This is a genomic window from Streptomyces cyaneofuscatus (assembly GCF_042718795.1).
Taxonomy (GTDB): Bacteria; Actinomycetota; Actinomycetes; order Streptomycetales; family Streptomycetaceae; genus Streptomyces; species Streptomyces cyaneofuscatus_A.
The window spans coordinates 51,923-78,105 of record NZ_JBHXOX010000033.1 but is presented as its reverse complement, the minus strand read 5'-3'; the positions used below and the strand labels follow the sequence as shown (position 1 = coordinate 78,105).

The window sequence follows — 26,183 nt, the reverse complement described above, 5'->3', positions numbered from 1 at the left end:
GCCCGGCGCGAAGGGCGGCGTCCGTTTCCCGGCTACCGCGCCCGCACGGTCGCCAGCACATCCCGGTCCGGCTGAAGCGTCAGGCTCGGTACGGGCTCGACGACGCCCGGCTCGACGTCCAGCTCGAAGCGCCGGGCCAGCACGGCCAGGATGAGCACCGACTCCACCATCGCGAACCGGGTCCCCAGGCAGACCCGGGGCCCGCCGCCGAACGGGAACCACGCGTACTCGGCGATCTCGTCGCCCCTCTCGGCGTCCCAGCGCTCCGGGCGGAACTCCTCCGGCTCGGGGAACCACCGCGCGTCGCGGTGCGTGGACCACTGGCTGCTCCAGACCCGGGTCCCCTCCGCGATCGGCAGACCGCCGAGCCGGGCCCCCTCCTTCGCCACCCCCGTGATCAGCCAGATCGTCGGGTACAGCCGCAGGGTCTCCTTCACCACGGCCTGGGTGTACGTCAGTTGGGCGTAGTCATCGGAACCCGGCTCCCGGTCGCCGAGCACCCGGTCCAGCTCCTCGGTGAGCGCGCCCCGCACCTGCGGGTTGCGGGAGAGCAGATACCAGGCCCACACCAGGGTCGAACTCGTCGTCTCATGGCCGCCGATGTACAGGGTGACCGTCTCGTCACGGATCTCCTCGTCGCTGAGCCGCTCGCCGCTCTCGTCGACCGCGGTGAGCAACCGGCTGAGCAGGTCCGGGCGTTCGGTCTCGCCGTCGCGGTGCCGGGCCACCACCCGCCCCACCTCGGAGTCGATGACGGCGGCCGCCTTCCTGATCCGCGCCCGGCCGGGCGTCGGCACCCAGTCCGGCAGCACCGCACCGATCCCCGCGAACTCCTTGCCGATCTCCAGTTGGGCCACATCCATCGCCCGGCCCATCGCCTCCGAGTCCGCGGGGGTGTCCACGCCGAAGATGGTGCGCACCGCGATCTTCTGCGTCAGGGCCGCCATCTCCCGCTTGATGTCAACGCGTTGACCCTCCGACCAGGTGTCGGCCAGCTCCACCGCGGAGGACGCCATGGTGGCCGCGTACGACTTGACCTGCTTGGGCCGCACCGAGGGCTGCACCAGCGACCGTTTACGCCGCCAGTCCCGGCCCCGCGCCACGATGATCCCGTTGCCCATCACCGCCCGGAACGCGACGCCGAGCTGGGGCTGGTCGAAGGTGCGCTCCGTCTCGGTGAGGAGTTCGCCTATGCACTCCGGGTCGGAGACGAACACGCACCGGTTGCGCCCGAACCTCCACCGCACCATGTCCCCGCGACCCCGCAGGAGTTCGAAGAAGGCGAGGGGGTTCTTCGCGAACTGCGGCAGGTTCCCGAGCAGCGGCAGCCCCCTGGGGCCCGGTACGAACGCATGGCCGCGAGGCGGGGTGTCGAGCGCCGGGCCGGTCTGCGTGGACATCGAAAGGACTCCGCTCCCTGAGGCGCGCCACGGGCGGCGCGCGATCGTTCGCACCTCATCGAACGTGATGAGGCCGGCACTCCGCCAGGGCGCCGGTCCGGCGTGGCTGGAATCCGTCATCAGCCTTGTGGAGTACGCGAGTTGTCGAGCGTAGTCGCCACGGCTGCCGGATTCGAACAGGAGATGACGGCGGATTTTCCCTCGCATGTGACAATCCCGTCATGTCGATCGAGGCAACGGGGGCCGCGCCCGAGCGCTGTGCTGCCGGGAGCTGGGCGCCCAACTGAGCGTACGGCTGGTCTGAACGCCCGGCGCAGAGGGAACGCACGCCCACCGGGCCGGGCGGAGAAGGCACCCGTACCCACCGGGCCGGACGGGTACGGGCTCACAGCCCCACGATGAGCTGGATGCAGACGATCTTGACCAGGATGGCCAGCGCGAAGAGCGTCGAGTAGCCGTTGTTGATCCGGCTGTCGCTCGCCCGGCTGTTGGCGTACGCCACGATCGCCGGGTTGCCCACATAACCCGACAGCAGCCCCATCGTCCGCTCCCGGCTCTGACCGAGCCCCTTCGCGATCAGCACCAGCAGCGAGTAGCTCACCACCGCGCCGATCGCCAGCACGGCCACCAGCTTCAGGCCGAAGAGCGAGAAGGCGTTCTCGCGGAACGAGTAGCCCGAGGTGAGGCCCACGACGGCGAGGAAGAGCAGCAGGCCGATCTGGCGCAGGGTGAGGTTGGCGCGGGTCGGCAGGGTCCAGACCAGGGGGCCCGTGCGGCGGCGCCAGCCCAGGACCATGCCCATCACCAGTGGCCCGGCACCCGTGCCCAGCGCGAGGGTGGTGGAGCCGAGGGTGAGGGAGGGGATGCCGATCAGGAAGCCCAGCGTGAGGCCGAGGCCCAGGCTGACCGCGCTCACCTCGCTGACCTTCGCCTCCGTGTCGCCGAGGTAGGTGGTGACCTCGCTAGTCCGCTCGCGCGGCATCACCACCCGGACCCGGTCGTCGAGCTGGAGCAGCAGGTCGTCGTGGGCGAGCATGTCGAAGTCGCCGCGCCGGACCCGGCTGACCACGGCCCCGTACTTCTCGCCGAGGCCCAGCTCGGCGACCGTGTGCCCGGCCAGGTCGGGGTTGGTGAGCAGGACCCGCCGGTAGTCCACCGCGCTGCGGTCGTCCAGCAGGTGGCGCGGGGCGAGGGAGCCGAGCGCCTCCGTCGCCGCCCGTACGTCCACCTCACCGCCCACCAGGACGACCTGGTCGCCGGGGGAGAGGCGGTCCAGCGTCCGGGCCACCCGGGTGACCCCGCCGTGGGGGCGGTACTCGCTGGCCAGCACCCGGTGCGCGGAGACCCCGGGGACGTCGGGCCAGCGGGTTTCCCGGGCCACCTCGACCGTACGGGTGATGAGCGTGGAGGGCAGGCCCGAGTCGGGGTCCCGGCGGGCGGTCCAGGTACGGCGGGCCGCGACGGCCGAGACGAAGAGGATCGTGATCACCACGGCCAGCGGGTAGCCGATGGCGTACCCGACGGCAGGCTGCGTCGGGTCCGCCGAGGCGTCCTGGGCGGCGGCGAGGCCCGGGGTCGTCGTGCCGATGCCCGCGTACCCGCCGGCCAGGAACGGGCCGCTGATGCCGAACCAGGCGTGCCCGACGAAGCCGACGACCCCGGCGGTGACGGCCAGGGCCACGACCGCTCCCGCCATCACCGGGAGCTGCCCGCGCAGTTCACGGAAGAACGCGGGGCCCGACTCCAGGCCGACCGTGTACACGTACAGGGCCAGGCCCAGCGCCGAGACCCCGGCGGGCACGGCGGCGGCGATGTCCTCGTCCAGCGCTCCCACGAGGAGGCCGACGAAGAGGACACCGGCCGCGCCCAGCCGTACCGGGCCGAAGCGCACCATGCCGAGCAGTGCGCCGAGCGTGATCACCGCGAACACGGTCACCCACGGGTTGTCCGCGAAGAACTGCCACACCGGCCGTGCCTCCCCGTCTCGAAGCGGTCCCGTTCAGGATCTTCGAGGGGCGGGGAGGCCGCCACCCGGCCGCAGGGATGGTCAGACACCCCCGCGCCTCAGGGCCCCGGCCCCCTCAGACCCCGTGCGGCACGTGCGCCGGGCGGCCCCGGCCCCGCGTCAGCGAGTAGCCGAACACGGCCGCGAGCGCGGCGAGCACACCGCCACCGACCGTCCACAGCCAGCGGGTCGTCCACCAGCCCGACGCCCAGCCGTCCTCCGGCTCACCGGCCGACGCCTTGGGCGCGCCCGACGCACCGGTCACCGAGATCCCCGGCACCAGCGGCTCGGCGAGCGCCCCGTCCACGTGGTGGGCGCCGCCCGCGTCCACCACGTCGGCGCGGACCTCGGCCTCGAACGGCAGCCCGAGGTCGTTCGCCGGGAGGTTCACCACCGTCAGCCGCACGTAGTAGCTGCCGGGCAGCGGGTCGTTGGCCCACGGCTCGGACCAGGACCGTACGGTGCGCAGCACACAGGAGAGCTCGACCGCCGACGCGTCGGCCGCCGCCTTCCGGGTCTGGTGGCCGTACTGGCACGCCTGGCGGCGGCGGAGCCCGTCGTACACGTCGATCTGCCAGGTGGAGCCCGAGCGCTGCGCCTCGCTCGCGGGGAGCTTCACCGTCGCCTTCACGGTGGCGCGCTGTCCGGCGTCGGCCGGGAACACCCAGTACAGGTAGTCGCCCGCCGACGCCTGCGCGGTGCCGCTCTGCCCCTGCTGGAGCGCGGTCGCCGTACGGAAGGCGGTGCCGGCCTCGGTGGGCCCGGGGCCCTGGGCGCCGGGGCTCGCGCTCGCCGACGGGTCGTCGGCCACGGCCGTACCCGCCGAGGTGAACAGGGTCAGCCCGGCGAGCAGCGCCCCGGCGAACGCGCGCCGCACGCCACGGGCACGGCGGGAAGTCGTCGTCACCATCAGTTGGTCCTCCATACGGCGATGCGCCAGCGCGAGATCCAGCCGAACAGCAGCCCCGCGACCAGCCCGGTCAGCACGAGGACGCCGAGCAGCCACCAGCCGCGGCCCAGCCCGAAGGCCGCCACGTCGGAGGCCTGGTCGGGTCCGTCCACCAGGTCCACGGTCAGCTCGACCGGCAGACCGGGCGTCCGCTTCACCGATGCGGGCGCGGAGAAGGCGTTGGAGAGCTGGAGGCAGACGATCTCGGCGGCGGGCTTGCCGCTGCCGTTGTCGCCGTCCTCGATCCCGGCCGTCGGATAGCGCAGGCCGGACGAGATCACATCCGTACGTCCGGTCCCGGATTCCGCGCCCCGGACGATCTCGCGTCCGGCTTCCGTCACCGCGCGCAGCAGCACGCCGTAGTCGTTGTCGACGGCACGGTCCGCCGCGACGCTCACCGAGGCGCGCAGCTCCTGACCGGGCAGTACGTCGACGCGGTACCAGCGGTGCTCGCCGATCACCTGGCGGTCGGTGTAGAGGCCCGGCTCCAGCTTGGGCGCGGCGGAGCAGCTTTCCGCCCCCTCGGTGGCCACCGGGGTGACGACCGGCTCGGCCGCCCGGTCCACCAACTGCTTCACACGGCGCGAGAGGTCGTCCTTGTGCTGGACGGCGGTGTACGTGCCGCCGGTGGCCTCGGCGATGCAGGTGAGCTGCTGGCGGATCTTGGCGTCGGGCACCAGGCCGAGGGTGTCGATGACCAGGTGCGTGCCGCGCGCGGCGATCTCACGGGCCACCTCGCACGGGTCGAGCGGCCCGCAGGTGTCCTCGCCGTCCGTGATGAGGACGATCCGGCGGGTCGCCTCACCGCCTTCGAGGTCGTCGGCCGCGCCGAGCAGCGCGGGGCCGATCGGGGTCCAGCCGGTGGGGGCGAGGGTGGCGACGGCGGTCTTGGCCTCGGTGCGGTCCAGCGGGCCGACCGGGTAGAGCTGCTTGGTGTCCTTGCAGCCCACCTTGCGGTCGTCGCCCGGATAGTCGGCGCCGAGGGTGCGGATGCCGAGGTGGACCTCTTCGGGCACCGCGTCCAGGACGTCGTTGAACGCCTGCTTGGCGGCGTTCATCCGGGACTGGCCGTCGATGTCGCGGGTGCGCATGGAGCCGCTGACGTCGAGGACGAGTTCGACCTTGGGAGCGGGGGTGGCCGGTGGTTCGTCGGCGGCTGCGGGGAGCACGGAGCCGAGCCCGGCGGCCAGGGTGGCGAGCGCTATGCACACCCCGGTCGTCAGCCGATTTCTTGTGATCATCGCCGGATCTTATGGAAAATCAGTTCGCATTCCCAACCGGGGGCACCGGGGACTCTTTTCGGCTCCTCCGTCAGCCACCGAGCAGCGGCTGCGAGGCGCGGTCCAGCACCGAGGTGACCCGCTGCCAGGTCTCCAGATCCCTTTCCACGGCGTCGAGTTGACTGCCCGTCTCGCCCGCGCCCCACGAGGTCGCCAGCGCCACCGGGTCCCCGCCGCCCGCTGCGGACGCGGCGAGCGCGGCCGCGCCCAGGGCGACCAGTTCGCCGCCCGCCGGGATGACGACCGGACGGCCGGAGAGCCGGCGGACCGTCTCCACCCAGCTCCGCCCCTGCGCGCCGCCGCCGATCAGCCGCAGCGGGCGGGCGGCGACCTCGGGCGCGTCCGGGTCCAGGCCGCAGGCCCGTAGCAGCGTGTCCAGGGCCCGCAGGACGGTGACGGCCGCGCCCTCGTAGGCGGCGCCGAGCAGTTGCTGCGGCGTGGTGTCGTGGCGCAGGCCGGTGAGGAGCCCGGACGCGGTGGGCAGGTCGGGGGTGCGTTCGCCGTCGAGGTAGGGGAGGAGTACGGCTTCGCCGCCGGGGACCGTGTCCTCGCGGTGCAGGCCGAGCAGGGAGGCGACCTTGTCCACGGCGAGCGTGCAGTTGAGGGTGCAGGCCAGGGGCAGGTACGTACCGTCGGCGGCGGCGAACCCGGAGAGCGCCGGGGCGGTGGAGCGGGTGCGGGAGGCGGCGAAGACCACGCCGGAGGTGCCGAGGGAGAGGACCGGGTGGTCCAGCAGCCCGGCGCCGCCGAGCCCGAGGCCCACAGCCGCGCTCATGTTGTCGCCGGTCCCCGCCGCGACCGCGATCCCGGCGGGCAGCCCCAGCGCCTCGGCCGCCGCGTCGGTGAGCGAGCCGATCCGGGTGGCCCCGGTGGGCGCGACCTGGGGCAGGAGGGCCGGGTCCAGGCCGAGGAGGTCCAGCAGCTCGGGGTCGTAGGCGCCGGTGGCAGTGGCGTACCAGCCGGTGCCGGAGGCGTCCCCGGGGTCGGTCGCCGCCACGCCCGCGAGGCGCTCGGTGAGGAAGTCGTGCGGCAGCCGCACGCCCGTGGCTCCCTTCGCCGCGTCCGGGTCGTTCTCGCGCAGCCACTGCCACTTGGAGGCGGTGATCGAGGCGACCGGTACGGAACCGGTCCGCGCGGTCCAGGCGTCCGGCCCGCCGAGCTCGGCGGTGAGCGCGGCGGCCTGCGGGGCGGACCGGGTGTCGTTCCACAGCAGCGCAGGACGCAGCGGACGGCCCGAGCGGTCCACCACGACGAGCCCGTGCTGCTGTCCGGCAACCGCGATCCCGGTCACCGAGCGGGGAGGCAGGCCCGACTCCTTCAGCCCGGCGGCCACCGCGTCACCGAGCGCCCGCCACCAGACCTCCGGGTCGCTCTCCCGGGCGCCCGCCTCCCCGGTGACGACATGCGGGGCGCGTCCCACCGCGAGCTGCTCGCCGGTCACGGCGTCGATCACGGCGGCCTTGGTGGACTGGGTGGAGCTGTCCACGCCGATGACGACGGTACGTGACGACATGCGAGGCCTCTTTCGCAGGGATCGGGCTCATTCGGCTGTGCCGCGAACAAATTACGTGATGTGCGGCCCCGGGAACAGGCCCCGGACCCACCCGCCGCCGACCGGGGGGTTACGCGGGACGGCGACCGTGTGCATGATTAGTCATGACACTGAACAAATAGGGGTGCCGGGTCTCTGACCTCGGCTCCCGACGGCAGGCGAAGGCGGTCGGACGACGATGACGGAACGCTTCACCCCCACCCCCGGTGGCAGGTTCACCCCCACCCCCGAGGACAAGTTCAGCTTCGGCCTGTGGACCGTGGGCTGGCAGGGCCGGGACCCCTTCGGCGACGCCACCCGCGCGGCCATCGACCCCGTCGAGTCCGTCCAGCGGCTGGCCGAGCTGGGCGCCTGGGGCGTCACCTTCCACGACGACGACCTGATCCCCTTCGGCGCTCCGGAGACCGAGCGCGAGGCGACCGTCAAGCGGTTCCGGCAGGCCGTCGACGCCGGCGGCCTCGTCGTGCCCATGGTGACCACCAACCTCTTCACCCACCCGGTCTTCAAGGACGGCGGGTTCACCGCCAACGACCGTGACGTACGCCGTTACGCGCTCCGCAAGACCCTGCGCAACATCGACCTCGCCGCCGAACTCGGCGCCACCACCTTCGTCGCCTGGGGCGGCCGGGAAGGCGCGGAGTCCGGCGGGGCCAAGGACGTACGCCTCGCCCTGCACCGGATGAAGGAGGCTTTCGACCTGCTCGGGGAGTACGTCACCGAGCAGGGGTACGACCTCCGCTTCGCCATCGAGCCCAAGCCGAACGAGCCGCGCGGCGACATCCTGCTGCCCACCATCGGCCACGCCCTCGCCTTCATCGAGCGGCTGGAGCGCCCCGAGCTGGTCGGCGTCAACCCCGAGACCGGCCACGAGCAGATGGCCGGGCTCAACTTCCCGCACGGCATCGCCCAGGCCATGTGGGCCGGCAAGCTCTTCCACATCGACCTCAACGGCCAGTCCGGCATCAAGTACGACCAGGACCTCCGCTTCGGCGCGGGCGACCTGCGCCAGGCGTTCTGGCTCGTCGACCTGCTGGAGAGCGGCTACGAGGGCCCCCGCCACTTCGACTTCAAGCCGCCGCGCACCGAGGACTACGACGGCGTCTGGGCCTCGGCCGCCGGGTGCATGCGCAACTACCTGATCCTCAAGGAGCGGGCGGCCGCTTTCCGCGCCGACCCCGAGGTACGGGCGGCCCTGCGCGCCTCCCGCCTGGACGAACTGGCACGGCCCACCGCCGGGGACGGCCTGGCGGAGCTGCTCGCCGACCGCACGGCGTACGAGGAGTTCGACGTGGACGCGGCAGCGGAACGCGGGATGGCCTTCGAGGCGCTGGACCAGCTCGCCATGGACCACCTGCTCGCGGTGCGCTGACGGCAGGGGTGAGCCGGGGGCCGGTCCCCCCGGCTCAGCCGCCCGACGGCTCCGCGTACGCCACCGGGTCGTCCAGCACGTCCTGCACCACCAGCGCCGCCGCGCCCCGCGCAGCGTCCCCCGCCACCGACGACGCGCGGAGCCGGCCGCTGCCCGGGGACCAGAGGCCCGACACCACCCGGCCGGTCAGCTCCTCGTCGGCGGGCGGCGCCAGCCACGGCATCAGGCCCCGGTAGATCCCGCCGAGCACCACCGCGTCCGGGTCGACCAGGTTCACCGCGCCCGACACCACCCGGCCCAGCATCCGCCCCGCCTCGGCGAGCGCCGCCACCGCCCGATCGTCCCCGGCCCGCGCGCGCCGCTCCAGCTCCAGCACGCCGGAGCCGCCCCCGGCCCCGGCCTCGTCGATCCCGGCCGCTCGCAGGAACGCGCTCTGACCGGCGTACTGCTCCAGGCAGCCCCGGGACCCGCACCGGCACTCCGGCCCGTCCGGGTCCACCACCACGTGCCCGATCTCCCCGGCGAACCCGTGCGCCCCGCGCAGCAGTTCGCCGTTCAGCACCAGCGCGCCGCCGACGCCGATCTCCCCGGTCAGATACAGGAAGCTGCGTACGTCACCGAGGCCGCCGAACCACAGCTCGGCCAGCGCCGCGAGATTGGCCTCGTTCTCCGAGGCGACCGGCAGCACGGGACGGCCGGGGCGCAGCGCGGTGAGCGCGTCGGCGAACAGGTCCTGCGCCGGGACCTCGTTCCAGCCGAGGTTCGGGGCCTGGCGTACCGCGCCGCCGGAGACCAGACCGGGCAGCGCCAGCGCGGCGCCCACCGGCCGCAGTTCCTGCTCGCTCGCCGAGTCCAGGGTCCGCGCGGCGATCGCGGCCGCGCGGGCGAGGACCTCCCCGGCGGGCGCGCCCCGGTTGTCGAGGTGTTCGGTCTGCCGGACCCGGCCGGTGCCCGCGAGGTCGACGACGCAGACCGAGACGTAATCGATGTTGATCTCCACACCGAGCCCGGCGGGACCGGTGCGGGCCACCTTGAGCGCGGTGCCGGGGCGTCCGGCCTGCCCGCTGAACGTCTTGCCCGACTCGGTGAGGAACCCGCTGTCCATGAGCTGCTCGACGAGCGAGGAGACCGCGGCGCGGGTCAGTCCGACCCGGGCGGCGACTCCGGCGCGGGTCGCCTCACCGCTCTCGCCCTCGTCCCGCACGGCGCGCAGTACCAGGCTCAGATTGTGCCGTCGCACGGTGTCCTTGTCGGCCTTGGGCCCCAGCGGAGTGAGGATGCTCTTCATATCGTCGCCGAGCCTATATGCGATGCCGGACATGGCGGGCAGCACGGCGGAGAGGCGGTCCCTCCCGAGAACTCCGGCAGGGACCGCCCGGGGTGTCAGGGCTTCGCGCCCCGGGCCTTCAGCAGGTCCGCCATCAGCCCGATCTCGGACTGCTGGCCGCTGACCATGCCCTGCGCCAGATTCCGGATGACGTCCGTCCCCGCCGCCTCGGCCCCCGCCCGCGCCATGTCCACACCGGCGCGGTGGTGCACGGTCATCAGCCGCAGGAACAGCACCTCGGCCGCCTTGCCCTCGGCCGCTTCCAGCGCCTTCAGTTCGGCGTCGGTGGCCATGCCCGGCATCAGCGAACCGTCGCCCGTCTGCTTGACGGTGTGGCCCATCCACGCCATCGGCGGCTTCGCCGAACTCTTGGGCAGGCCCCACATCTCCAGCCAGCCCAGCATCATGCCGCGCTGGTTGGCCTGGGTGTTGATGATGTCGTACGCCAGGCGCCGCACGTCCTCGTCCTCGGTGCGGTCCCGCACGATGAACGACATCTCCACGGCCTGCTGGTGGTGGATCGCCATGTCCCGGGCGAAGCCCGCGTCCGCCGACTCCTCCGCCGGAGCGGACAGCGCCGCCTTCGCGGACGGGGACGCCGCGGACGGCCGTACCACCATCAGCGCCACCAGCCCCACCGCGAGCAGCAGGACGGCGGCGCCCGCGAGCACCATCCGCCGGGTGGAGGAGAACGGACCCGTCACGGAGGTCACTTGTCGAGCCCGCCCGTGCAGGCGGCACCCGGCTCAGGGGTCTGCGGTCCCTGCACGTACTTGGAGAGGAACTGCCCGACGCGCGAGTCGGAGGCGCTCTTGATCGTCACCTGCTTGCCCCACGCGCTGAGCATGAGGGGTTCCTTCTGGTCCTTGACCGGGCTGATGAAGGTGTACGGGGTGGACTTGACCTTCTCCGTGAGCGCCTTGACGTCCGCCTCCGGGGCCTTGTCGTTGTACGTGACCCAGACGGCGCCGTGCTCCAGGGAGTGGACGGCGTTCTCCTTCGGTATCTCGGCGGTGTAGACGTCCGCGTTGCAGTTCATCCAGACCTGGTTGTGGTCGCCGCCGACGGGCGGGTTCATCGGGTAGTCGACCTTCGTCGCCACGTGCTCCCGGCCCAGGTCGTCCCAGCTGCGCTCACCGGTGACGGGGGAGGCCTTGGCCTGCTCCTCCTTCTTCTCCTTCTCGTTCGCCTGGTACACCAGGTAGCCGCCTCCGGCGACCAGCGCGAGGACCACGGCGACCGACGCGCCGATGGTGATGAGGCGGCCCCGGCGCTCACGGGCGCGCTCCTTGCGGCGGGCCTCCTCCAGCTTGGCGCGGCGGGCGTTGGCGGGGGAGTTCTGGTTCTTGGCGGCAGCCATGGAAGGTCCTCGTCGTTCAGCGGATGCGGGGATGCAGACGGTCGTGCGGGAAAGCAACGGTCGTGCGGGAAAGCAACGGTCGTGCAGGAGAGCAACGGTCGTGCGGGAAATCAGAGGGAACAGGGCACACGGGCAGCCGCTCCCGGGCTCCGGCACGAAGCGCGGAGCGGGAAGCGGACCCGGCTCTAGATCCGTTGGACCTGAAGACGCAGCTGATCGACGGAGTGGACACCGTCGTGGGAGGGCCCCCTGATGGCGGCCGCCCCGCACAGCGGGGCGACGGGCACGAATGCCACGGGGGAGGGGAGCGCCACGGGCGCGGAGGGCACCGGGAGCACGATGGCCGCCGAGTGGGACGAGCTGCCGTGGCACGAGGTCCCGAGCCCCCGGTCGGCGGGGGCGGCCAGGACGACCGGTTCGACGGCGAGGTCGGGCACCGGCGTCAGCGTCCGTACGGGGGCCGGGCCCGGAGCCTTTGACGCCACCTGTACGGCAGCGGCGGCCGGGGTGGTGACCGAGCAGCAGAAGAGCAGGGACAGCAGGGCGAACGCCCAGCCCAGCGAGGCGGGCAGGCCTGAGCGGCGCCGCTGCCGGTCGGTCCGAGCGCTCACCCTGGTCATGGCCCGTCATCGTAGTTGGTGCATGAAGATTCAAAGAATATGGGTCACCGACTCCGCGGGACAGTGTGCCGGACGGCCGGGCGGCGCGACAGAGGGTAAATCTTTTACAGGTGTAATACCTGTTAACGTATATGGGTGAGCGATACACCCAGTGACGCGTCCACCCGGCCCCGGCGGCCCTTCGCCCGCAGCCTTCCGCTGGCCGCCCCGCTGCGCCTCGGCCGCCCCTCGGACACCTGGTTCAAGCCCGCGCTGAGCGTCGTCGTCGCCTCCGCCGTACCGCAGCTGACGCTCCTGGTCCTCGGCCGGCTCGACCTCGTGATGTACACGATGGCCGGTTCGCTCTGCGCGCTGTACGGACACGGCCTGCCGTACGCCCGGCGCGCCCGGACCGTGGCGGGCGTCGTGCTCTCCATGGCCGCCGGGCTCGCGGCCGCACTGGTCACCGCCTCGCTCACGCACTCCACCGCCGTGCTCGTCGCGGTCGGCGCGCTCCTCGCCGCCGCGCAGAAGGTGGCCTGCGACGCGGTCCGGATCGGCCCGCCCGGCCATGTGATCCTCACCTTCGTCAGCTCCGCCGCGCTGTTCGCCCCGCAACGCCTCGGCCAGGTCCCGGCTCACCTCGCGCTGACCCTGGGCGCGGGTGCGGTGGCCTGGCTCGTCTGTGTGGGGCCCGCGCTGATCCGCCGTGAGGGGCCCGAGCGCCGCGCGGTCGCCCGCGCCCTCGAAGCCGCCGCCGACCGGGTGGCCGAACCCGGGCCCCGTACGCGCCATTCGGCCGCCGCCGCCGTGCACGCCGCCTGGCAGTGCCTGCTCGCCTCCGGCCGGCCCACCCCCGTACGGCGCTCCCTGGAACGGCTGGTGGTGCACGCCGAGGCGGCCGGCGCCTCCGCGCGCCCGGACGATCCGGACCGGTTGCGTGCGTGGGCCGCGCAGACCCGCGCCCGGGGACCCGTCCCCGAACCGCCACCCGCACCAGGCACGGCCGCCGCGCTGTACGGGATCGACGCCGAGCGGGCCGAGCTGTACGGGATCGACGCCGAGCGGGCCGCCCTGCGTGCCTCCGGTGGCCGCCGCGCCGCCCGTCGCGCGCTGCTGCGCAGCCTCGGCCCCGGGTCGCACCTGCTGCCCGTGGCCGCCCGTACGCTGATCGGCTGCGCGCTCGCCGGCTACCTCTGCGCCGCCCTCGGCGTCGGCCGCCCCTACTGGGCCATCGTCACCGCCGCCTCCCTCTACCAGGCCAACACCACCCTCACCTGGAACCGGACCCTCCAGCGCACCCTCGGCAACTTCCTGGGCGTCCTCGTCTTCGCCGCCGTCCTGCCGCTCTCCCGCACCGGCCCGCTCCCGCTCGTCCTGTGCTGCCTCTTCTTCAGCTTCGCCGCCGAGGCCCTGATCACCCGGAACTACTGGCTCGGCTCCGTCGCCGTCACCCCCATGGCCCTCCTCGTCCTGGAGTTCGGCGGAGCCCACCCGGCCGGGGAGCTGGTCGGCGACCGGGTCCTCGACACCGTCCTCGGTGCGCTGACCGGGTTCCTCGCGGCGGCGCTCGTCACCAACCGGCGGGCGGCGGGCCGCGTCGAGCGTGCCCTCGAAGCCGCCGCACAGGCCCGGAGCGCTGCCGAAAGGGCGTACGCGGACCGGGCCCGCACCGGCCCCGCCGGACTCGACCGGGCGCGCCGCGCGCTGACCGCGCGCCTCGTCGAACTGCGCGAGGCCGCCGACATCGCGGCGGGGGAGTGGTGGCAGCGCGCCCTGCCCGAGCAGGAGGTTGTCGCGGCCGAGCGGGCCGGACACCGTACGCTCGCCGCGACAGCACAACGGCCGGGCCCGCCGGTCCGCGCCCCACGGACGCGGCGCGGCGCGGTGACCCCGGCCCCTGCGAACGGAGCAGCGTGACCGACGACATCGTGGCCTTGGTGGTGCGGCAGTGGCAGGCCGTCGACCCCGAGCTCGACACCGGCCCGATGGAGATCATCGGCCGGATCAACCGCTGCGCCGCCCTGCTCCAGCAGGCGGAGGACGCCCCGCTGCGCTCCGCCGGACTGACCCGCCCCGAGTTCGACCTCCTCGGCGCCGTCCGCCGTACCGCCCGGGAACTCACGCCGGGCGAGCTCGCCCGGGAGACCTTCTCCTCCGGCGCCGCCGTCACCAAGCGGCTGCGGGCCCTCCAGGAACGCGGCCTGGTGGACCGCCGGGGCGACGAGCGCGACCGGCGGGTCGCCCATGTCCGCCTCACCGACGAGGGCCGCGCCCTGGTCGACCGTCTGCTGCCGCAGCAGCTCGCGTACGAACGGGCGGTGCTCTCCGGCCTCGACGACGGAAGCCGCGATGAACTCGGCTCCCGGCTGGCCGAGTTGCTGGTGCAGTTGGAGGGGCGGATCGGCGGGGCGCGGCGCTGAGTGCTCCGTACGCCCCTGGCCGGGCCGGGTCAGGGCGGCGGTGCGGGCGCCGACAGCGCGGCCGACTCCCGTAGCCGCTCCGCCCGTTCGGCCAGCGCCGCGTCGCCCGACCGGTCCGCCGGAGCCGCGGCCACCAGGGCGAGCCGGTCCCGCCAGCTCGACCCGGCCAGGGCGACGGCGACCGTGGTCATGCCCGGGACGGACGCGCCCCGGCTGACCGCGTGACCCCTCCGCCGGATCACCGCCAGCTCGTCCAGCAGGGCCGTCCGCGAGGTGAGCGTGGCCGGGGTGAGCGCCTCCAGCTCCTCGTCCGGGTACAGCGCGCAGACCTGGTCCGCCGTCATGCGGGAGAGCAGCAGCAGCCCGCCCGAGCCCGCGTGGGCCGGGCCGGTCCGCCCCAACTCCAGCGCCACCCGCACCGGATGGGGCGACTCGCGCCCGTCGGTGACGATGACCTGGTCGCCGATGAGCGCCGCGCTCCACACCGTCTCCCCGGTCCGCCCGGCCGCGTCCTCCAGCACCGGCCCCAGCCGGTCGCGGGCCGCGCGGCCGAACCCGGCGGGCCGGCCGAGCCGCACCAGTTCGGGGCCCGCCGCGTAGCCGCGCCCCGACGTGTCCCGGATCGCGAACCCCCGGCTCTCCAGCGTGCTCAGCACCCGGTGAGCGGTGGACCGTCCGACGCGTAGGCGCTCGGCGGCCTCGGTGACGGTGAGGGTGTCATGGGTGAGGAAGAGCCGCATGGCGCGGAGCCCCGTATCCAGCGAAGCGATCGTGTAGTCACCTGTCGCCGTCATGCTTCCGCCCGCTCCCTGTCGTCACTCCGGGTACCCGCCGACGCCACCGCGGGGTGGCGCCGACCGCCATGATCCTCGCTGCGGCACCGCCCGCGCGGGGCGCTCGGAGGGTCCGGGGAATCTGCGGTCGTATACGCGTCAGCACAGTGATTTTCCGGGTCACCCGCCGAGTGTTCAGGAATCTGTTCCTTTCGATCCGGTTCGATCACCTGTGCCTCTGTCCTGTTCTGCGGTACGAAATCAACCATCACTCGGGAGAATTGACCGCGTATCACCTACCTCTGGCTACTTCCGTACCGTCAACCGGGACGTGGAGGGTGTGGCATAGCCCCTTTCCCGCCATCGTCACTCCCCGCGCACGCTCCACAGCGGTGAGTGGCGAAACTGGCGAGTGTATTCCTCTTCGCGGGCTCCCGCAGGGGGTTGGGTGAATATGCCGATCCCCTGTTCTGATCTGGCTAAGCTCACGCGCAGTGAAGTCGAGTTGATGCGAATTCGAGCACTTGTTCCTGAGTCTCCGCTCACGTGCGTATACATCCCGGAATCAACCGCCAGAGGGTTTTAGATGGTCCGTGTTGAATCACCGCCGACCGACAGAGAAGTCTCCGTCGTCCGCGTAGTCCTGCCGCCCGTGGTCCTGCTGGCCGGCGCCACCGCCGCCGGCGTGGCCCTGGTGGTCCCGGCCGCGCGGATACCAGTCGCCGTGTGCGGCGCGATCACCACGCTCGTGGTCGCCGTGCTCACCGTGGCGCTGCACCGCCGCAGGCGCGCCATGGCCGCCCAGCGCGCGGAGTACGAACAGCGCGTCGCCTACCTGGAACACCGCATCCTCAACCATGACTCCGAGACCGTGCGGCTCACCAAGGAGGTCATGCCCGCCGCCATCCGGCGCCTGCGGGTGGGCAACTCGCCCGAGGAGGTCATGCGCGACATCGTCGACGCGGACCCCGCCAACCGGCATCTGCCCAAGGCGCTGCGCGAGCAGATCTACCAGGTCCTCGAAGTCATCGACAACGAGGAAGCCCGGCGTGACTCCGCGCAGCGCGCCTTCGTCAGCGTCGCCCGTCGCGTCCAGGCGATCGTGCACCGCCAGGCCAGTGAGCTGCGGGAGATGGAGGACCACTACGGGCGCAACCCCGAGGTCTTCGACGACCTGCTCCGCATCGACCACGGCACCGCGCTGATCGGCCGGCTCGCCGACTCCATCGCCGTCCTCGGCGGTGCCCGCCCCAGCCGCCAGTGGCCCAAGCCCGTACCGCTGTTCAGCGTGCTGCGCGGCGCGATGTCCCGCATCCTGGAGTACCAGCGCGTCGATCTGCACTCGATCGCCAAGGTCGCCATCGTCGGCACCTCGGTCGAGCCGCTCATCCACGCCTGCGCCGAACTCCTCGACAACGCGACCCGCTACTCGCCTCCCCAGACCCGGGTGCACGTCACCGCGGTCGAGGTGCAGACGGGTATCGCCATCGAGATCGAGGACGGCGGCGTCAGCCTCAGCGAGGAGGCCCGCGCCCGGGCCGAGAACATGCTCGCCCAGGCCCAGGCCGGCATCAACATGAACGACCTCGGGGAGTCCCCGCGGCTCGGCATGGCCGTCGTCGGACGGCTCTCGCGGATGTACCAGCTCCAGGTGTCGCTGCGCCAGTCGGCGTACGGCGGGGTCCGCGCGGTCCTCATCGTGCCGCGCGACATGATCACCACCGGGCCCGCCCCGGGCATCGCCCACGGCATCGGCGCCACCTCGCGGCCCACCAGCTCGCTGGACATGTCGCAGCTCCAGCACGTGGTGCCGCCGCCCGGAAAGCGCAAGTCCAAGCCCAAGCCCGCCGCCACCGGCCCGGTTGCCTCCGTGGTCGCGGCGGCGCCCGCCGGTGCCCCCGCCGCGGCCGCCCGTCCGGCCACGCCCGCCGCGGCCATGGAGGACGACGTCCCGGTGGTCACCGAGTGGACCGAGAACGGACTGCCGCAGCGCCGCAGCCGGGGCCGCGCCCCGCTCGGCTCGCACAACCTGCCGCAGCAGCCCCCGCCGCCCCCCGCCCCCGTCAACGGGGGCCCGCCGAGCCGGGGCGGACACCCGGACGGTGGACACGGCGGCTCCGGCGGGCCTGCCGGACCCGGCGGGACCGGCGGCTCCGGCGCTTCCGGCGAAAAGCCGCCCGGCCTCTGGCTGGAGGCCTTCACCAAGGCCGTCAACGGCGTACCGCAGGAACCGAAGCACGGCGAAGACTCCGATGACGCGTGGGACAAGGGAGACCTGAAGTGATCCAGCAGCGGGGAAACATGGACTGGATGCTCAAGGAACTGGCCGACGACGTGCCGAGCATCCACCAGATCGTGGTGCTCTCCTCGGACGGGCTGCGCATCGCCATGCACGGCGGCGACCCCGATGTCGCCGACCGGCTGGCGGCCGCCTGCGCCGGGCTGCAGAGCCTGGCGGCCGCCGTGGCCACCGAGATCCCTTACAGCGACGGCCTGATGAAGCTCGTCGTCATCGAGGTCACCGGCGGCTTCTTCTACCTGATGGCGGCCGGGACCGGCGCGTACCTCGCCGTGCTGGCGGGCGAGACCGTGGACGCCGGTCTGGTCGGCGCCCGGATGCGGGACATGGTCGTGCGGATCGGCGCCCACCTGACCAGTCCGCCCCGCCACGGCGGGCAGTCCGGATGAGCGGACCCCGACGAGAACGCCGCAAGACCGATCCGGCGCTCAGCGATCCGGAACGGCTGTACGTGATCACCGGCGACCTCGACGACAGCGAGCGCGCCGCGCTCGACCTGGTCACGATGGTCGTCGCGCAGGCAGAGCCCTCGCCGACCTTCCAGCCGGAGCAGGCCGCGATCCTGCGGCTCTGTCAGGCGCCTTTATCGGTCGCCGAGATCTCCGCCTACCTCAGCCTGCCGTTCAGCGTGGTCACCTCGCTCCTGAGCGATCTCCTCGCGACCGAACTCATCGAGTCGCGAGCGCCGATCGTCCGCGCCACACTCCCCGACAGGTCCCTTCTCGAAGCGGTGATGCATGGACTTCAGAAGCTCTGACACGATCACCGGACCCCGCACCGAGGACGTCCTCCCCACCACGGCCACCGCCGCGGTGAAGGTCGTGATCGTCGGCGGGTTCGGCGTCGGCAAGACGACCATGGTCGGCTCGGTCAGCGAGATCCGGCCCCTGACGACCGAAGAGACCATGACCCAGGCCGGCGTCGGCGTGGACGACAACGCGGGGGTGGAGACGAAGACCGCCACCACCGTCGCCATGGACTTCGGCCGGATCAGCCTCAGCGAGGAGCTGATCCTCTACCTCTTCGGCACCCCCGGCCAGGAACGCTTCTGGTTCCTGTGGAACGGCCTCTTCGAAGGAGCCCTCGGCGCCGTCGTCCTCATCGACACCCGGCGGCTGGAAGTCAGCTTCGACGTCATCGGCCGGCTGGAGGAGCGCGGCGTGCCGTTCGTGGTGGCCGTCAACACCTTCCCCGACGCACCGCACCACCCGGTCGAGGCCCTGCGCAGAGCCCTCGACCTGCCGGACGAGGTCCCGATGATCGACTGCGACGCCCGGCTGCGGGCCTCCAGCCGCGATGTGCTGATGACCCTCATGCGCTATCTGCACAGCCTGGCCGTCCCGCTCGCCTGATGGGCCTCGGAGCGGTTCCGGCCGTTCGCCTCGCCTGTCCCGTGGGAGCGGTTCCGGCCGCTCCCGCCCGCCCGATGCCCGTCGGCCTCGGGACGGTTCCCGGCCGTCCCGAGGCCGGGAGCGCGCGCCGTTCCCCCGTCGCGCGCTCCCTCGTACACCCTGCCCACCTGCGCTCGCCCCTTGGCCGTCCTGATCCCTGGAGCCACTGTGACAACCCCCTTCCACCACGAGCCCGGCGCCGCCCCGCCGCCCCAGTGCCCGGCCCACAACCTCGGCACCGGCCCCGGCGGTCTGCGTCGGCTGTACGGCCCCGAGGCGGAGAACGACCCCGCCGGCCTCTACGACAAGCTCCGCGCCGAACACGGCACGGTCGCCCCGGTCCTGCTCCACGGCGACGTACCCGCCTGGCTCGTCCTCGGCCACAGCGAGAACCTGCACCTCACCCGGACCCCGTCCCAGTTCTCCCGGGACTCCCGGCGCTGGCGGGCCCTCCAGGACGGCAGCGTCGCCCCGGACCACCCGCTCGCCCCGATCTTCACCTGGCAGCCCGTCTGCGTCTTCGCCGACGGCGCCAAGCACGAGCGGCAGCGCGGCGCGGTCACCGACAGCATGGAGCGCATCGACACCCGCGGGGTGCGCCGCCACATCAACCGCTTCAGTAACCGCCTGGTCAACGACTTCTCCGAGAAGGGCAGCGCCGACCTCGTCACCCAGTTCGCGGACCATCTGCCGATGATGGTGATGTGCGCGATCTTCGGGATGCCCGAGGAGTACGACGAGCGGCTCGTCCAGGCGGCCCGCGACATGACCCGCGGCACCGAGACCGCCGTGGCCAGCAACGCCCACATCGTCGCCGTGCTGACCCGCCTCGTGGAGCGCCGCCGCGCCGAACCGGCCCCCGACTTCGCCTCCTGGCTGGTCGAGCACCCCGCCACGATGACCGATATCGAGGTCGTGGAGCACCTGCGCCTCATCCTCATCGCCGCGTACGAGTCCACCGCCAACCTCATCGCCAACGTGCTGCGCATGGTCCTCACCGACCCGCGCTTCCGCGCCCGGCTCAGCGGCGGCCACATGACCGTGCCCGAGGCGGTGGAGCAGACCCTCTGGGACGAGCCGCCCTTCACCGCCGTCTTCGGCCGCTGGGCGGTGGGCGACACCGAGCTCGGCGGCCAGCAGATCAAGGCGGGCGACGCCCTCCTCGTCGGCATCGCCCCGGCCAACACCGACCCCACGGTCCGCCCGGACCTCACCGCCAACATGGAGGGCAACCGTGCCCACCTCGCGTTCAGCGGCGGCCCGCACGAGTGCCCCGGCCAGGACATCGGCCGGGCGATCGCGGACGTCGGCGTCGACGCCCTCCTGATGCGCCTGCCGGACCTGGAGCTGGGAGTGCAGGAGAGCGACCTGCGCCGGGTGGGCAACATCATGTCCCGCCACCTGGTGGAGCTGCCGGTGAAGTTCGCGCCCAGCCCGCAGCAGAAGCTGGACTCCGACCCGCTCTCGGTGATGGCCCGCGCCGTCCGCCCGACGGGTGACTGGGAGATCTCCTCGCCCGCCCGTCCCGTCCCCGAGCCCGCGCACTCCCTCGCCGGGACGCAGCCCGCCCACGCCCCGGGCGCGGCGCCGCAGCCCCGCCCGGCCGTCGCTCCCGCAGCGGCACCCGCCGAGCCGGCGCCGGAAACCGCCGTGGTCCCGCAGCAGCGCCGTCCGGCCGCGCCCGCCCGGCTCTGGCAGGCCGTCTCCCGCTGGTGGAACGGTTACTGACCCGGTCCGGCGGCGGCACCGGACCCGTATGCGGGCTCCGGTGCCGCCGCCGACGTGCGCGGGGCGCACCCCCGTACCATCGAGCAGCGTGAAGCTGACAATTCTTGGCGGTGGCGGATTCCGGGTGCCTCTCGTGTACGGGGCCCTGCTCGGCGATCACGCCGAAGGCCGCGTCTCGCGGGTCACCCTGTACGACACCGACGCCGACCGGCTCACCGCCGTCGCCCGGGTCCTGGAGGAACAGGCACGCGGCATCCCGGACGCGCCCGCCGTCGTCGCCACGACCGAACTCGACGAGGCCCTGCGCGGCGCCGACTTCGTCTTCTCCGCGATCCGTGTCGGCGGTCTCGCCGGCCGGGCCGCCGACGAACGGGTCGCCCTGGACCTGGGTGTGCTCGGCCAGGAGACGGTCGGCGCCGGAGGCATCGCGTACGGGCTGCGGACCGTGCCCGTCGCCGTCGAGCTGGCCCGGCGCATCGCCCGGCTCGCCCCGCACGCCTGGACCATCAACTTCACCAACCCGGCCGGACTGGTCACCGAGGCCATGTCCCGCCACCTCGGCGACCGCGTCATCGGCATCTGCGACTCCCCGGTCGGGCTCGGCCGCCGTATCGCCCGGGTCCTGGGCGCCGACCCCGACAGGGCCTGGATCGACTACGCCGGACTCAACCACCTCGGCTGGGTACGGGGCCTGTACGTCGACGGGCGCGACGAACTGCCCCGGCTGCTCGCCGATCCGGAGCTGCTGGGCTCCTTCGAGGAGGGCCGGCTCTTCGGCCCGGAACTGCTCCGGTCACTCGGCGCGATCCCCAACGAATACCTGCACTACTACTACTTCAACCGCGAGGCCGTCCGCTCCTACCAGGAGGCCGAGCAGACCCGGGGCGCCTTCCTCCGCGACCAGCAGGAGGGCTTCTACGCCCGGATGCGGGAGCCCGGCACCCCGGCCCTGTCCACCTGGGACCGCACCCGTGCCGAGCGCGAGGCCACGTACATGGCGGAGAACCGGGACGTCGCCGGGGCGGGGGAGCGCGAGGAGAGCGACCTCGAATCCGGCGGCTACGAACAGGTCGCCCTCTCCCTGATGCGCGCCGTCGCCCGCAACGAGCGCACCTCGCTGATCCTCAACGTCCGCAACCGCACGGGCCTTTCGGTGCTGGACGCCGATGCCGTGGTGGAGGTGCCCTGCCTCGTCGACGCCAACGGGGCCCATCCGGTGGCCGTTTCGCCGCTCCCGTACCACGCCGTCGGTCTTGTCACGGCGGTGAAGGCCGTGGAGCGTACGGTGCTGGAGGCGGCGGAGAGCGGGTCGCGGGCGGCGGCGGTGCGGGCCTTCGCGCTGCACCCGCTGGTCGACTCCGTCGCGGTGGCGCGGCGGCTGGTGGACGGATACACCGAGGTCCACCCGCAACTCGGCTATCTCGACCGGCCGTAGGGGCCGAGAGAGCTGGAAGGCGCGGAGTCGGCCGGGCCGGAAGTGCCCTTGCCGTTCACCGGCAGGCACATCGGGGTCGGCCTCGTCTCAGATCTCCTCAAGGCGAGCAAGCCGATGCCCGCAGAGTCAGCTTCGAGTAATGCGATGAGGGCATGGTAGAGGGGGAGGTCATGGAGGAGAGAAGAGGAGACAGGTATGCCATTGGCCGCGTACAACTCGGACGACCCGGTGGGCACGATCGCCATGCTCGTGTTCGGAGCTCTGGTGGCCACTGTCGTGATGGTCCGGCAGAAGAGGAGGAGGAAGTAGCGGAAACGCGGACCGGGCGGGCACCCCCGACTGCCTCGGAGCGGTCCTCTCGGAGGAAGTGCCTGGCCTGGTGGATCACGCGCAGATCGGCGTACGGGATGCGTCCGGCGAGCGTCTCGCCGTCGTCGCGGTCAGGACGGCCCGGTGGCCGGCGCACCGCACTCGAGTTCTGAACGCTCCGAGCCTGACAGCCGTCTGTTTTTCGAGGCGGCGGCTGCGTGAGCAGCACCCACGGGCTACCGTGAGTATCGGCTCCGCGCATCGCTCCACAGCTTCCTGGGGGAAAAATGATCAAGCTGGGTCTACGTGTGGCGCATGCGGGGGTGTGGGCGTTAGGGAGCCTGTTCGCCGTGGTGGGTTGTTCAACGCCGGAAGCCGAGCAGACGGCAGCGAAGCCCTCCCCGTCACCCAGCCGTACGGTGCAGGCATGTTCTCTGCTCGACGTCGAGTTCGTCGGAGAAACCTTCATCCAGACCTACGAGCCTTTTGTCGGTACTCCTTTGGAGGAGGAGGTCGGCAAGCGGCCGTGGGGGTGCACCTGGGGCAGCCGCCTGAACTACGCCGCCGTCAGGGAAGTCGATCAGTCGCTCTATCTCAGCGTGGTCAAGGACCCGAAGGCAGAGCTTGTGTCTCAAGGCATGGCCGAACAGGATTCATACGGGGTGTGGCCGAAGGACGAGGAACAGGACATGCGGTTCGCCTTCACGGTGAAGTCCCGCTACTTCCTCTTCGACGTCGTCCCCTCCCGAGACGGCGAATACCTCCGAAACGAACAGAACCGCATAGGCCAGGACCTCCTGCGTGTCCTCATTCCCGGCATGGAAGAGGCACTGTGACACCACAAGATCGCATTCGTGGCTGGGGTCCACACGGCCTCAGGGGGCGGGGACGACGCTCCTGGCCCAGGTCGGTACCACGCCCACCACCTGGCAGACCATCAGGAAGAGCGGGATCGGCGGGGTGTACGGGGTGAGGCCGTCCGGCGAGTGGATCAGGCGGGGGCGCACGGCGGGGACGTCGGCGCCGTGGGCGTACGTCACCTGCTCGGGCCAGTCCAGGTCCAGGTCGGAGCCGGCCGGGACGATCCACCACCAGCGGTCCGCGTCGGCGAACACACAGCCGGCGCGCGGGAGATGGGACATCAGCCGGAAGCCGTGGAGCGCGGGTACGCCGACCGCGTCGCAGCCCAGGCTGGCCGTCATCGACGGCGGCAGCGACAACCGGACCCGGCCGCCCCGCGATTCCTCGGCGGCCTGCGGGCGCGGCGTGCCGAGCAGCCGGGACAGCGCGTTCCTCAGCATGGCTGCTCCACGCCGTGCGGGAGCTCCGCCCACACGATGCGCCCCGAGTCGTCCCCGGCGTCATGGGAGCCCCACGCGCTGCTCATCGTGTCCACCAGCAGCAGGCCACGCCCGTGCTCGTCGTCGGAACAGCGGCGCAGCCGGGGGCCGCCGGGCTGGTGCCCCTGGTCCTGCACGGCTATCCGCAGCCTTCTGCCGAGACAGCGCAGCTCACACACCACACGGGTGCTCGCGGTGTGCACGACCGCGTTGGTGACCAGCTCGGACACGATGAGAACGGCCGCGTCGTACACATCGCCGCCCAGCTTCCAGCTCTCCAGCCGAGCCCGGGTGAGCTGCCGCGCGCCGGCCACCGACTCGGGGTGCGCGGGCAGCGCGAAGCAGTAACGGAGCGCTTCCGTCCCGGGGCTGAGGTCCGTGAGCCGGGGGATGAGCGCACTGCCAGGTGCCACGACCGATTCCTCACAGTGGGGGCTGCGTCACGCTTCGTTCCCCGGTGTGCGAGGGAGCGGTCATGACTGAGCGAACTGGATCGACACCCAACTCTCCCCCTGACGGGGACACTTGGCAAGGGGCACTCTGAAATTTTCAGAGTGACTGTGTCGTTGGGGGCGCACGCGTGGCACACTGCTCGCAAAACAGCGCATGGGGAGGTCTGAAGTGAGCGAACCGCGGTCCGCCCCGACCGTGGGCCAGGTCGTGCTCGGCAAGCGCCTGCAGGATCTGCGGGAGCGCGTCGGCCTGACCCGCGACCAGGCGGCGAAGGTGCTCAGGGTCGCTCCCGCGACGATACGGAGGATGGAGACGGCCGAGGTCGGCCTCAAGATCCCCTACGTCCAACTGCTGCTGAAGGCCTACGGCATCGCCGACGACGAGGCCGAGGCCTTCGTCGACCTGGCCGAGGAGGCGAACAAGCCCGGCTGGTGGCAGCGGTTCCACGACGTCCTGCCCGACTGGTTCAGCATGTACGTCAGCCTGGAGGGCGCCGCGAGCCTCCTGCGCATGTACGAGCCGCACTTCGTCCCCGGGCTGCTCCAGACCGAGGACTACGCGCGCTCCGTGATGCGCACCGGAGCCGTCGGCCAGACCCGGCCCGAGGACATCGAACGCCATGTGGCCCTGCGCATGGAGCGCCAGTCGCTGCTCACCAAGGACGGCGCCCCCCGGCTCTGGGTGATCATGGACGAGACCGTCCTGCGGCGGCCGGTGGGCAGCCCCCAGGTGATGCGCGACCAGATCGACAAGCTGCTCGCATCCACCGAGCTGCCCCATGTCACCGTGCAGATCGCGGAGTTCGCGAGCGGCCACCACCCGGGCACCTACGGCCCCTTCGTCCTCTTCCGGTTCGCCGTACCCGAACTTCCGGACATGGTCTTCAGCGAGTACCTCACCGGAGCGGTCTACTTCGACGCCCGGCCCGAGGTGGCCTCGTACCTCGAAGTCATGGACCGTATGGCGGCTCAGGCCGCGACTGCACCACGCACGAAGGAAATCCTCCGGGACTTCCGCAAGGAGCTGTGATGAACCACATATACAACGGCATGCCGGCCGCCGACCTCGGCTCCGAAGGCTGGTACAAGCCCTGGAGCGGTGGCAACGGGGGCAACTGCATCGAGGCCATGAAGCTCGCGGACGGCCGGGTCGCGGTGCGCCAGTCCGCCGATCCGGACGGCCCCGCGCTCATCTACTCCAACGGCGAGATCGCCGCGTTCATCCAGGGTGCCAAGGCGGGCCAGGCGGATTTCCTTCTCACCTGAAGCAGCCACCTGGCGAAGCCACCTGAAGCAGCCACCTGGCAAAGCCATCTGACGCGCCACCACTTATCCTGTCCGACCCCAATCCATGGAGTGCGCCATGACCGGGCTAGACCCCCAGGCCATCGAGATCGACACGAGCAAGCCGCATCCCGCCCGGATGTACGACTGGTTCCTGGGCGGCAAGGACAACTACCCGGTCGACGAGCAGATGGCCCGCCAGCTTCTCCAACTGGACGCCCGGGGGCGGGACATGGCCCGGGTCAACCGCGCCTTCATGCACCGGGCCACCCGCTGGCTCGCCGAGAGGGGCGTACGCCAGTTCCTGGACATCGGCACCGGCATACCCACCGAGCCGAACCTCCACCAGGTCGCCCAGCAGACCGCCCCCGACGCGCGGATCGTCTACTGCGACAACGACCCGATCGTCCTCGCCCACGCGGCGGCCCTGCTGCGCTCCACCCCCGAGGGCGCCACCGAGTACATCCAGGCCGACGCCCGCAAGCCCGAGACCATCCTGGCCGAGGCCGGCAAGGTCCTGGACTTCGAGAAGCCGATCGCGCTCTCCCTGCTGGCCCTGCTGCACTTCATCGACGACGAGGACGGCGCGGCCGAGCTGGTCGACAAGCTCGTCGGCCAGCTCCCCTCCGGCAGCTACCTGGTGCTCTCGCACACCACCGGCGACTTCAACCCGGAGGGCGCCGCGCAGGCACGGGCCATGTACAAGGAGCGCGGGATGACCCTGCGCCCCCGCTCGCGCGCCGAGCTCACCGCCTTCTTCGACGGCCTGGAGCTCGTGGAGCCGGGCGTCTCGCTCTCCGCCGACTGGCGGCCGGAGCTCGGCGAGGTCATCGACGTACCGGGTGACGAGCCGATCCCGGGCTACGCGGGAGTGGCGCGCAAGCCCTGACCGCCCACCGGGCCGACAC

25 protein-coding genes are annotated in these 26,183 nt (G+C 72.3%); 13 read left to right on the top strand and 12 right to left on the bottom strand.

The window, feature by feature from the left end; translation table 11 throughout:
* Positions 1 to 32: 32 nt before the first annotated feature.
* The 5 genes from ACFWRT_RS31630 to xylB all read right to left on the bottom strand — a co-directional run bounded on the left by ACFWRT_RS31630 (position 33) and on the right by xylB (position 7,147).
* Positions 33 to 1,400: a cytochrome P450 gene (locus ACFWRT_RS31630; protein WP_380955339.1), complete on the bottom strand. Its 1,368-nt coding sequence runs from the start codon at positions 1,398 to 1,400 to the stop codon at positions 33 to 35.
* A 385-nt stretch (positions 1,401 to 1,785) separates the two neighbouring features.
* Positions 1,786 to 3,366 carry an aspartate:alanine exchanger family transporter gene (locus ACFWRT_RS31625; protein WP_380955341.1) on the bottom strand — a complete coding sequence of 527 codons (1,581 nt, stop codon included), beginning with the start codon at positions 3,364 to 3,366 and terminating at the stop codon, positions 1,786 to 1,788.
* 115 nt (positions 3,367 to 3,481) lie between these two features.
* Positions 3,482 to 4,315: a hypothetical protein gene (locus tag ACFWRT_RS31620; RefSeq protein ID WP_380955343.1), complete on the bottom strand. Its 834-nt coding sequence runs from the start codon at positions 4,313 to 4,315 to the stop codon at positions 3,482 to 3,484.
* Entirely contained in the window at positions 4,315 to 5,595 is a 1,281-nt protein-coding gene (locus ACFWRT_RS31615) for a VWA domain-containing protein (RefSeq protein WP_380955345.1), read from the bottom strand. Before ACFWRT_RS31615 ends, ACFWRT_RS31620 begins: the two co-directional genes overlap by 1 nt.
* 70 nt (positions 5,596 to 5,665) lie before the next feature.
* Positions 5,666 to 7,147: a xylulokinase gene (gene xylB, locus ACFWRT_RS31610; protein ID WP_380955346.1), complete on the bottom strand. Its 1,482-nt coding sequence runs from the start codon at positions 7,145 to 7,147 to the stop codon at positions 5,666 to 5,668.
* A 217-nt stretch (positions 7,148 to 7,364) separates the two neighbouring features.
* Here xylB and xylA point away from each other — a divergent pair, with 217 nt between their 5' ends.
* Positions 7,365 to 8,555: a xylose isomerase gene (xylA, locus tag ACFWRT_RS31605; RefSeq protein WP_380955348.1), complete on the top strand. Its 1,191-nt coding sequence runs from the start codon at positions 7,365 to 7,367 to the stop codon at positions 8,553 to 8,555.
* A 34-nt stretch (positions 8,556 to 8,589) separates the two neighbouring features.
* On the opposite strand, the gene ACFWRT_RS31600 is transcribed toward xylA, so the two are convergent.
* The 4 genes from ACFWRT_RS31600 to ACFWRT_RS31585 all read right to left on the bottom strand — a co-directional run bounded on the left by ACFWRT_RS31600 (position 8,590) and on the right by ACFWRT_RS31585 (position 11,862).
* On the bottom strand, positions 8,590 to 9,843 hold the full coding sequence (locus ACFWRT_RS31600; protein WP_380955349.1) for an ROK family protein: 1,254 nt from the start codon (positions 9,841 to 9,843) through the stop codon (positions 8,590 to 8,592).
* A gap of 95 nt (positions 9,844 to 9,938) precedes the next feature.
* Positions 9,939 to 10,556: a DUF305 domain-containing protein gene (locus ACFWRT_RS31595; RefSeq protein ID WP_380955358.1), complete on the bottom strand. Its 618-nt coding sequence runs from the start codon at positions 10,554 to 10,556 to the stop codon at positions 9,939 to 9,941.
* Positions 10,557 to 10,591: 35 nt separating this feature from the next.
* Entirely contained in the window at positions 10,592 to 11,242 is a 651-nt protein-coding gene (locus ACFWRT_RS31590) for a DUF3105 domain-containing protein (protein WP_380955351.1), read from the bottom strand.
* A gap of 185 nt (positions 11,243 to 11,427) precedes the next feature.
* On the bottom strand, positions 11,428 to 11,862 hold the full coding sequence (locus ACFWRT_RS31585; RefSeq protein ID WP_380955352.1) for a hypothetical protein: 435 nt from the start codon (positions 11,860 to 11,862) through the stop codon (positions 11,428 to 11,430).
* 135 nt (positions 11,863 to 11,997) lie between these two features.
* Between ACFWRT_RS31585 and ACFWRT_RS31580 the strand changes: the two genes are divergently transcribed.
* A complete protein-coding gene (locus tag ACFWRT_RS31580) occupies positions 11,998 to 13,761 on the top strand; it encodes an FUSC family protein (protein WP_380955353.1) in 1,764 nt (587 codons plus the stop codon).
* Entirely contained in the window at positions 13,758 to 14,264 is a 507-nt protein-coding gene (locus ACFWRT_RS31575) for a MarR family winged helix-turn-helix transcriptional regulator (protein ID WP_380955354.1), read from the top strand. Before ACFWRT_RS31580 ends, ACFWRT_RS31575 begins: the two co-directional genes overlap by 4 nt.
* Positions 14,265 to 14,293: 29 nt before the next feature.
* Here ACFWRT_RS31575 and ACFWRT_RS31570 read toward each other — a convergent pair whose 3' ends face one another.
* Complete coding sequence (locus ACFWRT_RS31570; protein ID WP_380955355.1) at positions 14,294 to 15,058, bottom strand: IclR family transcriptional regulator; 765 nt, start codon at positions 15,056 to 15,058, stop codon at positions 14,294 to 14,296.
* Between the two features lie 565 nt (positions 15,059 to 15,623).
* Between ACFWRT_RS31570 and ACFWRT_RS31565 the strand changes: the two genes are divergently transcribed.
* The 7 genes from ACFWRT_RS31565 to ACFWRT_RS31535 all read left to right on the top strand — a co-directional run bounded on the left by ACFWRT_RS31565 (position 15,624) and on the right by ACFWRT_RS31535 (position 23,035).
* Positions 15,624 to 17,321 carry a sensor histidine kinase gene (locus tag ACFWRT_RS31565; RefSeq protein WP_380955356.1) on the top strand — a complete coding sequence of 566 codons (1,698 nt, stop codon included), beginning with the start codon at positions 15,624 to 15,626 and terminating at the stop codon, positions 17,319 to 17,321.
* The gene (locus ACFWRT_RS31560; RefSeq protein ID WP_006128841.1) at positions 17,318 to 17,725 is read left to right on the top strand and encodes a roadblock/LC7 domain-containing protein; all 408 of its coding nucleotides are present in this window, start codon (positions 17,318 to 17,320) and stop codon (positions 17,723 to 17,725) included. The genes ACFWRT_RS31565 and ACFWRT_RS31560 overlap by 4 nt, the downstream gene beginning before the upstream one ends.
* Positions 17,722 to 18,093 carry a DUF742 domain-containing protein gene (locus ACFWRT_RS31555; RefSeq protein WP_026241710.1) on the top strand — a complete coding sequence of 124 codons (372 nt, stop codon included), beginning with the start codon at positions 17,722 to 17,724 and terminating at the stop codon, positions 18,091 to 18,093. The genes ACFWRT_RS31560 and ACFWRT_RS31555 overlap by 4 nt, the downstream gene beginning before the upstream one ends.
* Entirely contained in the window at positions 18,074 to 18,688 is a 615-nt protein-coding gene (locus ACFWRT_RS31550) for a GTP-binding protein (protein WP_010058144.1), read from the top strand. The genes ACFWRT_RS31555 and ACFWRT_RS31550 overlap by 20 nt, the downstream gene beginning before the upstream one ends.
* A gap of 207 nt (positions 18,689 to 18,895) precedes the next feature.
* Positions 18,896 to 20,455, top strand: coding sequence for a cytochrome P450 (locus ACFWRT_RS31545; RefSeq protein WP_380955357.1), 1,560 nt, complete (start codon positions 18,896 to 18,898; stop codon positions 20,453 to 20,455).
* Between the two features lie 88 nt (positions 20,456 to 20,543).
* Positions 20,544 to 21,890, top strand: a complete 1,347-nt coding sequence (locus tag ACFWRT_RS31540; RefSeq protein WP_380954635.1) for a 6-phospho-beta-glucosidase — start codon at positions 20,544 to 20,546, stop codon at positions 21,888 to 21,890.
* Between the two features lie 596 nt (positions 21,891 to 22,486).
* Positions 22,487 to 23,035 (top strand): hypothetical protein, encoded by a 549-nt coding sequence (locus tag ACFWRT_RS31535; protein ID WP_380954637.1) that lies wholly within the window; start codon positions 22,487 to 22,489, stop codon positions 23,033 to 23,035.
* A gap of 39 nt (positions 23,036 to 23,074) precedes the next feature.
* Here the strand turns inward: ACFWRT_RS31535 and ACFWRT_RS31530 are convergent, their stop codons facing one another.
* Both ACFWRT_RS31530 and ACFWRT_RS31525 read right to left on the bottom strand, forming a co-directional pair.
* Positions 23,075 to 23,500 (bottom strand): hypothetical protein, encoded by a 426-nt coding sequence (locus ACFWRT_RS31530; RefSeq protein WP_380954638.1) that lies wholly within the window; start codon positions 23,498 to 23,500, stop codon positions 23,075 to 23,077.
* On the bottom strand, positions 23,494 to 23,952 hold the full coding sequence (locus tag ACFWRT_RS31525; protein WP_380954639.1) for an ATP-binding protein: 459 nt from the start codon (positions 23,950 to 23,952) through the stop codon (positions 23,494 to 23,496). The genes ACFWRT_RS31530 and ACFWRT_RS31525 overlap by 7 nt, the downstream gene beginning before the upstream one ends.
* Positions 23,953 to 24,160: 208 nt before the next feature.
* On the opposite strand from ACFWRT_RS31525, the gene ACFWRT_RS31520 reads away from it, so the two are divergent.
* The 3 genes from ACFWRT_RS31520 (at position 24,161) to ACFWRT_RS31510 (ending at position 26,164) form a co-directional block, all read left to right on the top strand.
* The gene (locus tag ACFWRT_RS31520; RefSeq protein ID WP_380954641.1) at positions 24,161 to 25,021 is read left to right on the top strand and encodes a helix-turn-helix domain-containing protein; all 861 of its coding nucleotides are present in this window, start codon (positions 24,161 to 24,163) and stop codon (positions 25,019 to 25,021) included.
* A complete protein-coding gene (locus ACFWRT_RS31515) occupies positions 25,021 to 25,257 on the top strand; it encodes a DUF397 domain-containing protein (RefSeq protein WP_030573999.1) in 237 nt (78 codons plus the stop codon). Before ACFWRT_RS31520 ends, ACFWRT_RS31515 begins: the two co-directional genes overlap by 1 nt.
* A gap of 97 nt (positions 25,258 to 25,354) precedes the next feature.
* Positions 25,355 to 26,164, top strand: a complete 810-nt coding sequence (locus ACFWRT_RS31510) for an SAM-dependent methyltransferase (RefSeq protein ID WP_380954643.1) — start codon at positions 25,355 to 25,357, stop codon at positions 26,162 to 26,164.
* Positions 26,165 to 26,183 lie beyond the last annotated feature (19 nt).

What these genes read in the sequence shown, in the direction of transcription:
- ACFWRT_RS31630 (WP_380955339.1), bottom strand. Translation starts at nt 1,400, where the DNA reads ATGTCCACGCAGACCGGCCCGGCGCTCGACACCCCGCCTCGCGGCCAT.
- ACFWRT_RS31620 (WP_380955343.1), bottom strand. Translation starts at nt 4,315, where the DNA reads ATGGTGACGACGACTTCCCGCCGTGCCCGTGGCGTGCGGCGCGCGTTC.
- ACFWRT_RS31615 (WP_380955345.1), bottom strand. Translation starts at nt 5,595, where the DNA reads ATGATCACAAGAAATCGGCTGACGACCGGGGTGTGCATAGCGCTCGCC.
- xylB (WP_380955346.1), bottom strand. Translation starts at nt 7,147, where the DNA reads ATGTCGTCACGTACCGTCGTCATCGGCGTGGACAGCTCCACCCAGTCC.
- xylA (WP_380955348.1), top strand. Translation starts at nt 7,365, where the DNA reads ATGACGGAACGCTTCACCCCCACCCCCGGTGGCAGGTTCACCCCCACC.
- ACFWRT_RS31600 (WP_380955349.1), bottom strand. Translation starts at nt 9,843, where the DNA reads ATGAAGAGCATCCTCACTCCGCTGGGGCCCAAGGCCGACAAGGACACC.
- ACFWRT_RS31595 (WP_380955358.1), bottom strand. Translation starts at nt 10,556, where the DNA reads ATGGTGCTCGCGGGCGCCGCCGTCCTGCTGCTCGCGGTGGGGCTGGTG.
- ACFWRT_RS31590 (WP_380955351.1), bottom strand. Translation starts at nt 11,242, where the DNA reads ATGGCTGCCGCCAAGAACCAGAACTCCCCCGCCAACGCCCGCCGCGCC.
- ACFWRT_RS31585 (WP_380955352.1), bottom strand. Translation starts at nt 11,862, where the DNA reads ATGACCAGGGTGAGCGCTCGGACCGACCGGCAGCGGCGCCGCTCAGGC.
- ACFWRT_RS31570 (WP_380955355.1), bottom strand. Translation starts at nt 15,058, where the DNA reads ATGACGGCGACAGGTGACTACACGATCGCTTCGCTGGATACGGGGCTC.
- ACFWRT_RS31565 (WP_380955356.1), top strand. Translation starts at nt 15,624, where the DNA reads ATGGTCCGTGTTGAATCACCGCCGACCGACAGAGAAGTCTCCGTCGTC.
- ACFWRT_RS31555 (WP_026241710.1), top strand. Translation starts at nt 17,722, where the DNA reads ATGAGCGGACCCCGACGAGAACGCCGCAAGACCGATCCGGCGCTCAGC.
- ACFWRT_RS31550 (WP_010058144.1), top strand. Translation starts at nt 18,074, where the DNA reads ATGGACTTCAGAAGCTCTGACACGATCACCGGACCCCGCACCGAGGAC.
- ACFWRT_RS31535 (WP_380954637.1), top strand. Translation starts at nt 22,487, where the DNA reads ATGATCAAGCTGGGTCTACGTGTGGCGCATGCGGGGGTGTGGGCGTTA.
- ACFWRT_RS31530 (WP_380954638.1), bottom strand. Translation starts at nt 23,500, where the DNA reads ATGCTGAGGAACGCGCTGTCCCGGCTGCTCGGCACGCCGCGCCCGCAG.
- ACFWRT_RS31515 (WP_030573999.1), top strand. Translation starts at nt 25,021, where the DNA reads ATGAACCACATATACAACGGCATGCCGGCCGCCGACCTCGGCTCCGAA.
- ACFWRT_RS31510 (WP_380954643.1), top strand. Translation starts at nt 25,355, where the DNA reads ATGACCGGGCTAGACCCCCAGGCCATCGAGATCGACACGAGCAAGCCG.